We start from the raw sequence: 14,226 nt of genomic DNA on the forward strand, positions 1-14,226 counted from the left end.
GGCAGCGGCGGGCGACCGGCCGTCTATCACATCTTTCCATTATGCCCGGGCGGCATTCTGTTCTGATATAGTGTGGTAGAAGTCCGATATCTCGGGGGACCGATCGCGTCGTCTTCTGGCAGGGCGAGGTCCTGATGCCGATTTACGCGGCAGCAGTAGCCGCCTCCGGAGGTGTCCAAAAATGAAAGCAAAGCCGCCGCTGCGGAAGTATGGCTCGACAATAGCCATTTCCGGCGCCGGCTTGTCGGTATTCTGGCTGTCCAGCGAATTGGCTGAGACGGCCGGACCCAATATTTACGTGAGTTTGACCCTCCTCGCCGCAACTGCGATCTTGACCGGCTTTCTCATTCAAGGGCCGCAAGGGCAGGGTGCGTTGGATCGCACTGGGTATGACGCGCATGAGTTCTTGGAGAGCATTCCCGGACCGGCATGGATCGTCGACACGGAAGGCCGGTTAACCGAGGTGAGCACGAGCCTTCGGGCCTATCTCGGCACCGTCGACACCAGCAATCTCCCTTGCCGGCAGGTTATTCATCCGGAGGACTTCGACCGAACTGCAGGCCTCATGTCGCAATGCGTGGAGAATGGCCAGGAATTCCATGGCGCATGCCGGCTTCGTCGCCACGATGGGACTTACCGCTGGTTCCGTGTCGCGGCTCGCCCCAGGCACGATCGGAACGGCAAGTTCATCGGGTGGTATGGTGTCCTGCTCGATATCGATGACTTGAAGAAAGTGGAACAGGCTTTGGAGGCCAGAGAGTTCCAGCTCCAGCGGCTCATCGACGCTCTTCCGACACTGGTCTGGTCCGCCCGCCCAGACGGTTCCACCGAATTCCTGAGCCGGAGATGGCACGAATACACGGCGCTGTCTCAGGAGCAGGCAGCCGGCTGGGGTTGGACTGCCGCCATACATTCGGACGATCGAGACCGGCTTGTCGAATACTGGCGATCTCTCCTGGCAGCTGGTGCGGCGGGCGAGATCGAGGCCCGGCTACGCCGCTTCGATGGCCAGTACCGCTGGTTCCTTTTCCAAGGCGAGCCAGTGCGCGATGCCTCCGGCACTGTGGTCCAGTGGTTCGGGAGCAACACCGACATCGACGATCGCAAGCGGACCGAGGAGGCATTGCGAGCCAGACAGTATGAACTCCAGCAACTTATCGACACCATACCGACACTCGTCTGGTCCGTCACTCCCGAGGGCGAACCAGCCTACATCAACAAGCAATTGGAAACCTACTACGGCCGCAAGATCGACCCCAGTCAGCCCAAGGAGGGTTCCAAGCTGGACGGGGCACTTGGACGCCTTATGCATCCCGATGACTTGGAGGCTGTGAAGAGGAACCTGATGCACTCATTGAAGACCGGGGAGCCTTTCGCCATGCGGTACCGCAACCGCCGGGGCGACGGCGTCTATCGCTGGGTTGACAATCGCGCCCTGCCACTTCGGGACGACGATGGCCGCATCGTGAAATGGTACGGCGTCATCATAGACATCGATGACGAGATGAGAGCACATGACGCCGTTCGTGCGACCCAGGACAAGCTTTCGCGCGCTTCGCAGCTTGCGAGCCTCGCCGAGCTGTCGGCCTCGATCGCGCATGAGGTCAATCAGCCCTTGGCGGCTGTCATCACCGACAGTCATGCCTGCCAACGCTGGCTGTCGGCGGATCCTCCAAACCTGCAGCGGGCACGCATTACCGCGGAGCGAATCGTTCGCGATTCCATGGCCGCCGCCGAGGTCGTCAGCCGAATACGAGCACTCTTCACACAGACCGCCTCGTCCAGAACTTCAATCGATCTCAACGAGGTGATCGGCGAGGTGCGTCAGCTTTTGTTCGACGAAATAGTCTCGCAGGACATCTTCGTTGGGACGGATCTCGATCCGGCGCTGCCGCTGGTGCTCGCCGACCGCGTGCAGATGCAGCAGGTGCTGGTCAATCTGGTCCGCAACGGGATCGACGCAATGAAGTCGACAATCGACGTGTCGAAATCACTGAAGTTTGGATCACGTCGCTATGGGGAGAACGAGATCCTGGTCGACGTCCGCGACAACGGCGACGGAATTGCCGAACCAGAACGAATTTTCGAACCGTTCTTCACCACGAAGGCGGAGGGGATGGGCATGGGCCTGGCAATCTGTCGCTCGATACTGGAATCACACGACGGCCGGCTTTGGGCAGAGAGCATCGAGCCAAGGGGAACGGTGTTCTCGTTTACGCTGCCGATCCAATCGGGCGATCCGGCATGACCCAGGACGACTGTATCATTTTCATCGTTGATGACGATAAGCGCATATGCGCCGCGCTGTGCGACCTTCTGGCGGCAAGAGGCCTGGCTTCTGTTGCCTTCAACTCGATTGCCGAATATCTAGCTTTTCCCCGGCCGGACCTGCCCGGTTGTCTGATCCTCGATGTCGAACTACCGGACATCAACGGGCTGGAATTCCAGAAACAGACCGGCCACGAGCAACATCCGCCAATCGTCTTCATCACCGGACACGGCGACATTCCATCTTCTGTACGCGCCATCCAGCGCGGCGCCGTGGACTTCCTCACCAAACCGTTCAGCGAAACCGAGTTGATGAAGTCCATCCACAGGGCGATCGATCGGGATTGCGGCGTCCGCCTGGAGCGGGCCGAGCTTGTGGCGCTACAGCGCCGCCTTTCCTCCTTGACCTCTCGCGAACGCCAGGTTCTGCCGCTGGTCGTCAGCGGTCTGCTCAACAAGCAGGCGGCTGCCGAACTTGGGATCAGTGAGGTGACGCTGCAAATCCACCGCGGCAAGATCATGCACAAGATGCAGGCAGCATCGCTGGCCGATCTCGTGAGGATCGCCCAAAGGCTGCAAGTACCAGTAACTCATTCTCGGCGCGCAGGAACATCTTCGAAATGAAAACTGTACGGAAATCAACGATCGCGGTTGTCGATGACGACGTTCGGGTCCTCGAGTCGATCGAGGATCTCCTGGAGTCGGCGGGGCACTCGGTGCGTCTGTTCTCATCCCCTCAGTCTTTCCTCGAACGCGACGAGTTGCGTAAGATAGATTGCCTGATTGCCGATATCGGCATGCCAGTTGTCGACGGCTTCGAGCTTCGCCGGCGTGCGCGAATTGTGCGCCCCGACTTGCCCGTCATTTTCATAACGGCGCGCCATGAAGCCGCAGACCAAAGGCGCGCGGCTGCTGAAAGTCATCATGGGTTCTTTCGAAAGCCCTTCGATGCTTCAGCATTGCTTGCGGCGGTCGCCCTGGCCGTTTTGGCCTCATCGCAAGGGGAGTAATGATGACAAGTGATCTGATGACCAGAGATTATGAACGCCAGCTGCTGCAGCCGACGCAGTCATACGCCCGTCCGGTGGCTGCCCCCATCTATGCTGGGACTACCCAAAATGCATTCGTCTTCATCGTTGAAGACGATGTTGCGATGCGCGAAGGGCTGGTCGATTTGTTGGAATCCGTCGGTTTGCAGAGCCAGGCCTTCTCGTCCCCGACCGAGCTGTTGAACATGGAATTGCCCGATCTTGCGAGCTGCTTCGTGCTGGACATTCGTATGCCTGGCATCAGCGGTCTCGACTTTCAGGCTCGCCTTGTCGCAGCCGGCGTCCGTATTCCAATCATATTCATGACCGGCCACGCCGACGTTCCGATGGCGGTGAGAGCCATGAAGGCTGGTGCAGTCGACTTTCTGACGAAGCCGTTTCGCGAACAGGAAATGCTGGATGCCGTCACAAGGGCCATCGAGCTGGACGGCATGCGCCTCGATAGCAATCGGCGGGCGATCGAGACGTTCACCCGATTTCAGACGCTGAGCGAGCGTGAACGCGAGGTGATGGATCTGGTGACGGCAGGATTGATGAACAAGCAGGTTGCCGGAAGGATTGGCGTGGTAGAATCTACGGTTAAGATTTATCGTGCTCAAGTCATGAGAAGGATGGGCGCGCAATCCCTGGCCGATTTGGTCAGGATGGCCGAGTTGCTGCGCTCGGCACCTGCTCCCACAACTAGCCTCAGGGCTATTTTGGATAGACCTAAGTAGTGGTCCAACGCGCCGAACGAATACGAAACTGTACCAAGCCAGAATGGAGGCTCGGATACGCTTCCTTTATCCTTGCGCTTCTCTCCGCGGCAGCGCGCAGAAAGACATTCTGCCCGATCGCAATAGAGGGGGGTCTGGGAGCGGTATCATCGATGTCGATGTTGCAGAACATTCTCGACTGGAGCGTGGCCGAAGGAGATTTGCCCTTCGTTGTCGGCCGAAACGGCGTTCGCTGCTCCGGCTCAGCCAGTGAAGCGTCTCCGGTGGGCAGGGCCGCGGAGGACGCGCTTTTCCGTATTTTCTCGATATCGGCATCGATTTTCGCGACCGCTGCCATGACCCTTGTCGATCGCGGCAAGCTCGATGCCGGTACTCCCGCCGAAGACATCGTCAGAAAGCCGACCTGCCAGCGACACGATCGGTCCAATGCAGACGTGCCTGAGCAAAATCCCTTGCCGCCGACCGCGCCTTTCAGCCTCGAATGGAGTCCAACAACAAGGAACTAGGCACAATGACATTGCACATGATGCCGCCAAGAGAATTGCGGTTTCTTCGCTTCGCGCAGAGCACGGCACCAAGATGCGCTGGCGCCTCCGGTTCGCCACGTCTTTCGGACACGGCCCAATATGATCCCGGAGCGCCGGTCCCGACGAGTTAAAGGTCGCAAAAAGATGCAAAGAAGATCGCCCGGATCTTCGAGCATGAGGCCGGCAGCGGCCAGGACGACTGTCACGGCAAGTGACGGTGAATTAGGGATCGGAGAAATCCTGTCTTTCGGCTCCTACCGCTTGATCGGGACTGAGCGATTGCTGGTCAAGGATGGCACACCGGTCGCCATCGGCGGCCGCGCGCTCGACGTTCTGATTGCGTTGACCGGCCGAGCGGGTGAGATCGTGAGCGGGCGAGAACTGATCGATCTCGTTTGGCCGGGCGTCTTCGTAGAGGAAGCCAATCTTCGTGTGCACATCGCCGCCATTCGCAGAGTGCTGAGAGACGGCAAAGACGGGTGTCGATACATCGTCAATGTTCCTGGCCGGGGCTACACTTTCGTTGCACCGGTTCGGCGCTCAAACGCGGACGGCACCGACCTGATTGTCGCTCCTGACGGTCCCGTGCTGCCCCCAAGTCTCCCGGCGCCCTTGCAACTGCTGGTCGGACGGGACGAGACCGTCGCCACCCTGTCGTCGCTGCTGTTGTCGCGACGCTTCGTCAGTGTGGTCGGGCCAGGCGGAATAGGAAAGACGACCGTCGCCGTCGCGGTCGGCCACGCGCTGCGTCGGGAATTAGGCGACGATGCGGTTTGCTTCGTTGATCTCGGTTCGCTCACCGCTCCAGCAGACGTTCCCGCTGCCGTCGCATCGGCACTCGGCTGCTTTGTCCAGGAGCCCGACCCCGAGCCGTACATAAGCGCCTTCCTGGCCGATAAGCGGACCTTGGTCGTTCTTGACAATTGCGAACATGTGATCGAGACGGCTGCGCCGCTGTGCGAACGCCTCTTTCGCGCAGCGCCGTCGCTGCACTTGTTGACGACCAGTCGCGAGTCGTTGCGCGTTGAGGGCGAGTATGTGTATTTGCTGATGCCTCTCGACAGTCCGCCTAACGACACGCCATCTGCCGTTCAGGCGCTGGCTTCGCCCGCCGTGCAGCTTTTCATGGAGCGGGCGGGATCGAGCGGGCACCGTGCCGAGCTCAGCGACACGGAAGCTCCAATCGTTGCGAATATCTGCCGCCGGCTTGATGGAATTGCTCTGGCGATCGAGCTGGTTGCCAGTCGTGTGGGCACCAACGGTATTCAAGGAACCGCCGATCTCCTGGACAGCGGCGCCGGGCTGTTCCTGCAGGGCCGGCGATGCGCGTCGCCCCGGCATCAGACGCTGCAGGCCATGCTCGACTGGAGCTTCAGGCTCCTGTCAGCGGATGAGCAGAGAACCCTCTGCAGGCTGTCCGTATTCGTTGGCCAATTCACGCTGGCGGCGGCCCATGCAGTCGCCGGGGACGATGGCGAGACGCAAATGGTCACCAACACGATCGCCAGCCTGATCGACAAGTCTCTCATTGGGGTATTGTCGACAAGCGGGCCTGCTTACTACAGGCTCCTGGACACAACACGCGCCTATGCCGCGGCCAAGCTCGCGGAAGGCGGGGAGGCGGACGCGGCCGAAAGACGTCACTCTTGCTACTTCGTCGACTTGCTGGAGCAAGGCTTGGCCAAAGGGTCGGCTTTTGATGCCCACAACGTAGCCGCCTACGCTCCGCACATCGGCAACGTCCGCAAAGCGCTCGCGTGGAGTTTTTCAAGCTCGGGCGACCGTTCCATCGCCATTAAGCTGGCTGCGCATGGGGCTGCGTTATTCCTGGGGCTTTCACTGTTGGATGAGTGTCAACAATGGTGCCGGCGAGCACTGGGCTCGCTGCACGAGACGGATCACGGGATGCAACTGGAACTGGAGCTCCAGGGAGCTCTGGCGATGTCAGCCATGTACGCCCGCGGCAACAGCTTGGAAGTCAGGGCCGGCATCGAGCGCGGCCTGGACCTCTCCGAGACTTTGCGGGATGGAGGACGTCAACTCCAGTTGCTTTCTGGACTCTACATTTTTCTCACGCGCCAGGGCGACTTCAGCGGCGCGTTGGCGGCGGCCAAACGAAGCGACACCGTTGCCAAGGCGAGCGGCGGCCCGACCGAAAACGCAATGACCGAATGGATCTTGGGTGGATCGTATCATCTGACCGGCAATCAGGCGGCTGCGCTGCGTCACTGCAAACAAGGCATGAGGCTTGCGTCAGATTTCAAGCTGGGGAGGGTGAGCTTCTTTGGCCACGACCACCGTGCATCAGGGCTCGCAACGCTCGCCAGGTCTTTGTGGCTGTGCGGCTTCGCGGATCAGGGTTGCAAAATTGCACGTCAGGGAATCAAGACTGCGCAAGGCTACGATCACCCGGTCTCATCTTGCATTGCTCTCATCTATCTCATCCCTGTTCTCCACTGGAGTGGCGATCTTAAAGCAGCGGAAGAGCATACCGAAATCGTAATCGAGCAGGCCATCAAATACTCCCTTGCCCCCTATCACGCCGTTGGCCTAGCGCTGAAAGGTGAATTCATGGTCGCGCGCGGCGATGCGGCATCGGGCGTCGAAATCTTGCGGGCAGGACTGAAAGCGATGGATGCCAATCGGTACCGCATCGTGACGTTGCCGGCATCGCGTGCCTTGGCCGAGGGCCTGGCCCTTTCCGGTCGGCCGGAGGAAGCGCTGGCCACCATAGACGAGGCTGTGGCGCATGCGGAGCAAGTCGGCGAGATACTGTGGTTGCCCGACCTGCTGCGAGCCCGAGGCGAAATCCTGCTGGCGCGGCCGAGACCGGACCTTCCAGCAGCAGAGGGTTCGCTGCTCCGCTCGATCGATCGTGCCCGCAAGCAATCCGCCCTGGGCTGGGAGTTGAGAGCTGCAATTCCTCTGGCCCGCGTGTGGCGGGAACGCGGCCGGAGCGGGGACGCCCGCTCCATGCTCGACCACATCTACCAACGGTTCAAAGAGGGATTTGGAACCCAAGATCTGGTTGCCGCGCGCCGACTTCTCGACGAACTGAGCTCGACCAACTGAGTTCTGCAAACCAGTCGCGGTCCGCCTTCAACCCCGTGGCTCTTTCGTGCTCGCGCCAGGCGCCTGGAGCGATGCCCCACGCATGTGCCTATCCACAGCCTGTCTTGGGCGCGAATATTTACAGCTATTTGCAACGCTGAACTCGCCTCACAGCTCATAGAGCGGATAGTTCCATGGAGTACCAGGCAATCGGCACGCTGGAGGGAGTCAGAATTGGGACATTCGCGTGGCTTCATCGCACCGAACGCTCCGGAACATTTCCTCCCTGGCAGCGGAATAGTCTTGGCGCGCGCGTTTGCAAAATCAGGCGGATCGATCGCCCGCAGCCCTAGGTACCGCCCACGACCAAATCGAACCCTCTTGGCGCAGGAGTCCGCAGCTTATGTTTAGCACCCAATCGACAACGATAGGCGAGCGCGCGGTGTGCATTGCGCATGAAGTGAATCAGCCACTTACGGCAATACTGACAAACGCGGAAACCGCCTTGCGGTGGTTGACGAGAGACCCGGCGAATCTCGATGAGGTGAAACGGGCCATTGAACGGATTATCGGCAACAGCCTTCGCGCCGCCGATGTCGTCAGAGGCGTTCGGGATCTTGCTCGAAAATCCCCGCCCGTACCGAACAACCTCGACATCAACGACTTGATCAGAGGTCTCCTCAATCTCGTGAGCCTCGATCTGCGCCATCATCGCATCACGGTCGAGGTGGAACTCGCTGAGAACCTGGAGCCGATCAGGGGCGATCGCTGTCAACTGGAGCGGGTCGTCGCCAACCTCGTCGCGAACGGCATCGAGGCGATGAGCATGGTGCAGGACCGGCAACGAAAGCTGCGCATCATCACCCAACTCGACAAGAATGGCGATGTGCTGGTTGCAGTCGGGGACTCGGGCACAGGGCTCGATCCGGCACTTATCGATCGCATCTTCGATCCCCTGTTTACGACCAAGCGCGAGGGCATGGGATTGGGGCTGTGGATATGCCGCTCTATCGTCGCAGCCCACGGCGGTCGGCTCTGGGCCACACCCGATGTTCCGCATGGCAGCATTTTCCAATTCGTCATCCCAAAGAGAGTTGAGCCGAACTCGGTCGGATCGAGTCGATGCCGGCGGACGATGCGAACGAACCGCCAGGTCGAAGGGCTTTTTCGCGGCGCTCCATTTTGATGATCGCGTTCGGCGGCGTGGGAAGTCGGAAAACATGCCTGCCTTGAGCAATATGGCCTGCCTTGATCGACAGGCGGCGCGCCTGTGACATGTCCATAAGGCTTCACACCGCAGACCCCCGCCGCTCCTGAGTGACGGCGGGGCTGCGGCGAGACGGTGGAACCTCTCATTCACCCTTGAGCTGCTGGAGGAAGTCCTTGCCTGCAGCCGGATGGGCCTTGAACGAATGGATGCCGTCAAACCACCCATTCTGGGAGAAGTCGCTGTAATTGCTGCTGTGATCGCCACGGTCGCGACCGCTATCGCGGTCTCCCCCGTGCGACGAGGCGGCAAAGGCCCCGGTGAGCGGAACGGTGACGATCATCGCGGCAAGCACCGCCTTCAGAGGGATAGAACGCATGATTAGATATCCTTTTCGATGAGGATGGCGGCTATTTGTTCACCGCGCATTCCGAGCCGCAGGCACTCGGGAACTTTCGGGTTGCGAAGTTGATCTCGCCGCTTCCGTTCTCGTCCTGCATTACTTAACTAGCAATTTTCGGAAGTAATATGTAGTATATCAAAGTATCATTGATGCATGACATAGTATGGATCGTCAATTTGTGATGCATATATGGTGCCAAGGGGGAAATGGGCTTCATTTTCATCCCGGGCGTCCGGAACTGAACTAAGCTGGCCCGACGGCTGCAGGGCTGATCTGCACCTTGCTGCCCTCGTCAAGTTCGACCGGCGGATTCAGGATCACAAGGTCGCCCTGTTTGACGCCGTCACGGACCTCGACCTCGTTTCCGAGATCGCGCGCCACCGATATTTTCCGGATATGCGCAATGCCGTTCTCGACCACCGCAACCTGTAAACCATCCGCGTTGAAGATGATCGCATCTGCGGACACGGAAAAGCTGGGTGTCTTGCGCGGGATCTGGAGCTCGACAGTACAATAAGTGCCGGGCGTGAGAACACCGTCAGGGTTCGGAATGTCGATTTCGGTCAGCAAGGTCCGTGTGCCCGGTGCCAGCGCATCTGCAATCCGCGTCACCGTGCCGGGGAAGGTACGGCCGGGGATTTCGGGGACCTGGAGCACGGCCTTGACCCCCGGGGCCAGTCCAAAGGCCTGGTCCTGGGGGACGTAGACCTGGGCACGGATCACATCCCCCTGCATGATGGCGAACAGGAAAGTGCTGTTGGTCGTGTCGGCCTGCACCAGGCTACCGATATCGACGTTGCGTTGAGTGATGACGCCGTCGAACGGGGCGACCACCTGCTGGTAGGCCTGTTGCTGGTCGAGAACGCGCAACTGGTCCTGCTGCGCATTCACGTTGGCCTGCGCAACGCCGACAGCCGCCTCCTGTGCCTTTAGGCTTTGGACGTCGATCGTACCCTGTTCCTTGGTGATCCAGCCCTGGTCCACCAGGGGTTTGTCTCGTTGCCACGTCACCTTGGCGAGATCGAGATTGGCTTGTGCTTGTTGCAGCGCCGCCTTGAACTGTCCCAAGGTTGCCTGGGCCTGCAAAATCTGGTCATCGAGTTCCGGCACGGCAATCTTGGCTAGCAACTGTCCTTTCTTGACCTTGTCCCCGATATCGGCCTCGCGCGTCTCGATATAACCGCTGGCTCGTGCGAAGATGTCAGCGACGTCGAAGGCAGTTGTGGTGGCGGGCAGACTGACTTTCACGATGTCGTCGCTCGGCCTTACCGCCGCAACACGCACCTGCGGGATGAAGTCACGCGCCTGTTTGGCCGCAGCCGCGAGTTCGCGGTTGCGCGAATAATATCCCTGGGCGCCATAGGCCAGTCCCGTCATCAGCAGAGCGAGCGCGCCCAATGCAAGCAGCCGGCCTCCGCCTCGGCGCGGCGGCCGCTCCATTGCAACATCCATCACCGTGTCGTCGGCCTGATCCAAACGATGCCTAGGTTTCATCCGATTTCCTCTTCGAAGACGCCGTGAGCCGTCTTGCCGTCCTGTCCGCTACGCAGCATCGCGAACAGGTACGGCACGACGAGGAGCGTCGTGGGCGTTGCAAATAAAAGTCCTCCGATGACCGCGCGCGCCAGTGCGGCATTCTGCTCTTCGCCCGCTCCGCCGATCGCCATGGGAACCATGCCGACGATCATCGCGGCCGCGGTCATAAGCACAGGTCTGATCCGGGTATGACCGGCGTCGATCGCCGCGTCGAACGCGGACTTGCCTGCCAACTGCTGGTCCCGGGCGAAAGTCACGAGCAGGATGGAATTGGCCGAAGCGACCCCGACCGCCATGATCGCACCCATCAGTGAAGGCACGTTGAGCGTCGTGCCCGTGATGAACAACATCGTCACGATGCCGCAAAAGGTCGCCGGCAAGGCAAGGATGACGACGAAGGGGTCGCCGAAGTTCTGATAGTTCACCACCATCAGCAAGTAGACGAACACGGCGGCGAACAGGATGCCGATGCCGAGATCCCAGAAAGCATCGTTCATGCTCTGGATCTGCCCTATGACCTGGATGGTGTTTCCGGGCGAAAGCTGCTTCTGCAGGTCGGCGACGATCGTGCTGATCTGGCTGGAGACACTTCCCAGATCACGACCCTGGACGCTTGCATAGACTTCGTAGACTGGCTGGACGTTCGCCTGGTTGGCGTTGGTCGGGAGACTGTCGCGCTTGAATGTCGCGACGTTGCTGAGTTGCCCGGGAACCTGTGCGCCGGCGGTGTTGATGGTTGAGGACACGGGAGTGTTGCCGAGATCGTTCAATGACGCGATCTTGTTTTCCGGTGTCTGAACGGCGAGGTAGTAGGGAATGCCCGTGGTCGGGTCGGTCCAGAAGTTCGGCGACACCTGCTCGGAGGAACTCAGGCTCACATTGATGTTGTTGGCGATCGTGCTGGCATTGAGGCCGAGTTGCGCCGCCCGCGTGCGATCGATATCGGCATAGAACGCCGGAGCGTCGACTTCCTGCTGCAGGTGTGCGTCGACCACGCCGGGAATGGCGGCAATGCGGCGCCGCAACTCCGATGCAACCCGCAGATTGGTAACGCGATCATAGCCGACCGTACGGACATCGATCTGCGCCGGCAATCCGAAATTGAGGATCTGCGTGACGATGTCGGCCGACTGGAAGTAGAACAGAACGTCTGGAAAGGTGCTTGGCAGCGCCGTGCGCAGCTTGCGCACATAGTCGGCAGTCGGCGCGTGGCCGTCTTTCAATGCGACCTGGATCACACCGTCATTCACGCCGATGGTCGATCCATCCGTGAACGCCAAATTGTAGGAACGCGCCGGCAGGCCGATGTTGTCGACGACAAGCTGGAGGTCGCGATCGGGAACGATCTCGCGGATCTTGTCCTCGACAGCCTGGAAGATCTTCTCCGTCTCCTCGATCCGGGTTCCCGCGGGGGCCCGAACATGGAGTTGGATCTGGCCGCCGTCGATCGCGGGAAAGAAATCGCGACCGACGAGCATTGTCAGCACTGCGCCCAATGCGAGCACCAGGGCTGCGATGACGGGAACGATGAACCGCCGCCTGAGGAGTACGGCCAGCAGCTCGGCATAGTGCAGGCGCATGGCCTCGAAACCACGTTCGAACCTGGCGTGAAACCTGCCGAACCAGCCCGTCGAGGCGCCGTGGCGCTCGCTTTTGAGCAGCAATCCGATGGTGATCGGAGTGAGCGTCCTCGAAAGTCCATAGGATGCGAGCATCGCAAACACGACGGCAAGACCGAGCGGCGTGAACAGATATTTTGCCGGACCTTCCAGAAAGACCACCGATGTGAACACGCAGCTTATGGCCAGCGTCGACACCAGGGTCGGCACGGCGATACCGGCGGCTCCATGCAGCGTCGCCTGCGGCAGCGTCTGTCTTTCCTCGGTGAGCAGGCGATGGGTGTTCTCGAGCGTCACCGTCGAATCGTCGACGAGGATGCCAATCGCCAGCGCCAGGCCCCCCAGCGTCATCGTGTTGAGCGTCTCGCCCAGGAAATACAGCGCCACGACCGACGACAGGATCGCCAGCGGGATCGAGATCATGACGACCAGCGTCGATCGCCATGATCCCAGAAACAGCAGGATCATCAGAGCGGTGAGCGCGGCCGCGATCACGCCCTCCCGCAGCACGCCGGCGATCGATTGCTTGACGAACACCGACTGGTCGAAGAGCTCTCTGATTTCCATGCCGGGAGGCGCCGCGGCGCGCGCCGTCTTCAAGGCATCCCGAACGGCATTGACCACCTCCAGCGTCGAGGCATTGCCGTTCTTGATGATGCTGAGCAGAACCGAATGCCGGCCGTTCTCGCGAACGATGTTCTGCTGAACGAGCCATCCGTCATGGACTTGGCCGACATCCTTGACGAACACCGTAGCGCCATTCACGACCTTGATCGGAATATCGTTGAGCTCGTCGATGGTTGCTGGCGTGGCGTTGGTGCGCACGACATACTGTGTGTTGCCGATCTTGGCCGTGCCCGACGGCAAGGTCAGGTTCTGGGCGTTGACCGCGCTGACGACGTCGAGCGGCGTCAGGCCCTTGGCCAGGAGCTTCGACGGGTCGAGGTCGACCATGATCTGGCGATATTTTCCGCCCGCGGGTGTTGGCAGGGTGACACCCGGGATCGGGGCCAGTTGCTGACGGATCCGATAGATGCCGTAGTCGTACAGCTGCTGTTCGTTGAGGGTGTCGGAGCTCAGGCTGATCTGCAGGACCGGCACGCTGGAGGCGTTGAACTGCACCACGAGCGGTGCCTGGATTCCCGGTGGCAGGAGGGCGCGAATGGCGTTTGTTGCCGAAACAATCTGCGCGATCGCGAGATCAAGATTCACATCCTGTTGAAAATAGATCTTCTGGACCGACAGTCCCCCTAAGGTCTGCGCCTCGATGTTTTTGATGCCATTAACGTTGGAGCTGATCGCATACTGGCTGTACGTGGTGACACGCTGTTCCATCTCTGGTGTGCTGAGGCCGCCATAGCTCCAGATTACAGTCACCACCGGAATGTTGATTTCCGGAAAGACGTCCAACCGCATCTCGCGACTTGCGACGCCGCCGAGAAAGAGAATCAAGGCAGCCAGCACATAGAACGTGTGCGGAAATCGCAACGCGAACCGAACGATACCCATGTCTCAGCCGATGACCTTCCTGGCAACGTTAGTCGGAACGGCTCGAGCGATGAACGTCGCCGTATTGCCGGATTTTCTTTCAGTGTCTCCGAAATGACTTTGCGCCCATTGCCTCGAATGTCCGGTCCTTGCGCCCAAAAGGCGTCGGCACCGAGCGTTGCCCGGTGACGTCGCCAAGCTCATCGCCGGGCGCCCGATGGCGGGCTGGTTTGGGCAACATCGGTGCAGTGGGCGAGACCATTGCGACCAGCATGTGGATGCCGCGCGCGGGAGGCGGGCCGTCGCCGGGACGGCCCGCCCAGGCCGTCAGGCCCGTCCGCATAGCTTCGCCGGGACAAATC

The 14,226-nt window shown here is 60.3% G+C and carries 10 protein-coding genes; 7 read left to right on the plus strand and 3 right to left on the minus strand.

Features of this window, described 5'->3' with window-relative positions:
• Nucleotides 1-181: 181 nt before the first annotated feature.
• The 7 genes from AC0ZT5_RS15455 to AC0ZT5_RS15485 all read left to right on the plus strand — a co-directional run bounded on the left by AC0ZT5_RS15455 (nucleotide 182) and on the right by AC0ZT5_RS15485 (nucleotide 8,797).
• Entirely contained in the window at nucleotides 182-2,248 is a 2,067-nt protein-coding gene (locus tag AC0ZT5_RS15455) for a PAS domain-containing protein (RefSeq protein ID WP_488497133.1), read from the plus strand.
• Complete coding sequence (locus tag AC0ZT5_RS15460; protein ID WP_488497134.1) at nucleotides 2,245-2,892, plus strand: response regulator transcription factor; 648 nt, start codon at nucleotides 2,245-2,247, stop codon at nucleotides 2,890-2,892. The genes AC0ZT5_RS15455 and AC0ZT5_RS15460 overlap by 4 nt, the downstream gene beginning before the upstream one ends.
• On the plus strand, nucleotides 2,889-3,278 hold the full coding sequence (locus AC0ZT5_RS15465) for a response regulator (RefSeq protein WP_477285334.1): 390 nt from the start codon (nucleotides 2,889-2,891) through the stop codon (nucleotides 3,276-3,278). The genes AC0ZT5_RS15460 and AC0ZT5_RS15465 overlap by 4 nt, the downstream gene beginning before the upstream one ends.
• 2 nt (nucleotides 3,279-3,280) lie before the next feature.
• Nucleotides 3,281-4,033: a response regulator transcription factor gene (locus AC0ZT5_RS15470; RefSeq protein WP_488497135.1), complete on the plus strand. Its 753-nt coding sequence runs from the start codon at nucleotides 3,281-3,283 to the stop codon at nucleotides 4,031-4,033.
• Between the two features lie 152 nt (nucleotides 4,034-4,185).
• Nucleotides 4,186-4,539 (plus strand): serine hydrolase, encoded by a 354-nt coding sequence (locus AC0ZT5_RS15475; protein WP_488497136.1) that lies wholly within the window; start codon nucleotides 4,186-4,188, stop codon nucleotides 4,537-4,539.
• A 195-nt stretch (nucleotides 4,540-4,734) separates the two neighbouring features.
• Entirely contained in the window at nucleotides 4,735-7,632 is a 2,898-nt protein-coding gene (locus AC0ZT5_RS15480; RefSeq protein ID WP_488497137.1) for an ATP-binding protein, read from the plus strand.
• Nucleotides 7,633-8,014: 382 nt separating this feature from the next.
• Nucleotides 8,015-8,797, plus strand: a complete 783-nt coding sequence (locus AC0ZT5_RS15485) for a sensor histidine kinase (RefSeq protein ID WP_488497138.1) — start codon at nucleotides 8,015-8,017, stop codon at nucleotides 8,795-8,797.
• Nucleotides 8,798-8,963: 166 nt separating this feature from the next.
• Here AC0ZT5_RS15485 and AC0ZT5_RS15490 read toward each other — a convergent pair whose 3' ends face one another.
• The 3 genes from AC0ZT5_RS15490 to AC0ZT5_RS15500 all read right to left on the minus strand — a co-directional run bounded on the left by AC0ZT5_RS15490 (nucleotide 8,964) and on the right by AC0ZT5_RS15500 (nucleotide 13,885).
• The gene (locus tag AC0ZT5_RS15490; protein ID WP_143748849.1) at nucleotides 8,964-9,197 is read right to left on the minus strand and encodes a hypothetical protein; all 234 of its coding nucleotides are present in this window, start codon (nucleotides 9,195-9,197) and stop codon (nucleotides 8,964-8,966) included.
• Nucleotides 9,198-9,464: 267 nt separating this feature from the next.
• Nucleotides 9,465-10,715: an efflux RND transporter periplasmic adaptor subunit gene (locus AC0ZT5_RS15495; protein ID WP_488497139.1), complete on the minus strand. Its 1,251-nt coding sequence runs from the start codon at nucleotides 10,713-10,715 to the stop codon at nucleotides 9,465-9,467.
• Nucleotides 10,712-13,885, minus strand: a complete 3,174-nt coding sequence (locus tag AC0ZT5_RS15500; RefSeq protein WP_488497140.1) for an efflux RND transporter permease subunit — start codon at nucleotides 13,883-13,885, stop codon at nucleotides 10,712-10,714. The genes AC0ZT5_RS15495 and AC0ZT5_RS15500 overlap by 4 nt, the downstream gene beginning before the upstream one ends.
• Nucleotides 13,886-14,226: the final 341 nt, after the last annotated feature.

It is taken from the genome of Mesorhizobium sp. CNPSo 4670 (assembly GCF_057784235.1).

Coding starts and splice junctions, on each gene's coding strand:
- AC0ZT5_RS15455 (WP_488497133.1), top strand. CDS start 182: ATGAAAGCAAAGCCGCCGCTGCGGAAGTATGGCTCGACAATAGCCATT.
- AC0ZT5_RS15460 (WP_488497134.1), top strand. CDS start 2,245: ATGACCCAGGACGACTGTATCATTTTCATCGTTGATGACGATAAGCGC.
- AC0ZT5_RS15465 (WP_477285334.1), top strand. CDS start 2,889: ATGAAAACTGTACGGAAATCAACGATCGCGGTTGTCGATGACGACGTT.
- AC0ZT5_RS15470 (WP_488497135.1), top strand. CDS start 3,281: ATGACAAGTGATCTGATGACCAGAGATTATGAACGCCAGCTGCTGCAG.
- AC0ZT5_RS15475 (WP_488497136.1), top strand. CDS start 4,186: ATGTCGATGTTGCAGAACATTCTCGACTGGAGCGTGGCCGAAGGAGAT.
- AC0ZT5_RS15480 (WP_488497137.1), top strand. CDS start 4,735: ATGAGGCCGGCAGCGGCCAGGACGACTGTCACGGCAAGTGACGGTGAA.
- AC0ZT5_RS15485 (WP_488497138.1), top strand. CDS start 8,015: ATGTTTAGCACCCAATCGACAACGATAGGCGAGCGCGCGGTGTGCATT.
- AC0ZT5_RS15490 (WP_143748849.1), bottom strand. CDS start 9,197: ATGCGTTCTATCCCTCTGAAGGCGGTGCTTGCCGCGATGATCGTCACC.
- AC0ZT5_RS15495 (WP_488497139.1), bottom strand. CDS start 10,715: ATGAAACCTAGGCATCGTTTGGATCAGGCCGACGACACGGTGATGGAT.
- AC0ZT5_RS15500 (WP_488497140.1), bottom strand. CDS start 13,885: ATGGGTATCGTTCGGTTCGCGTTGCGATTTCCGCACACGTTCTATGTG.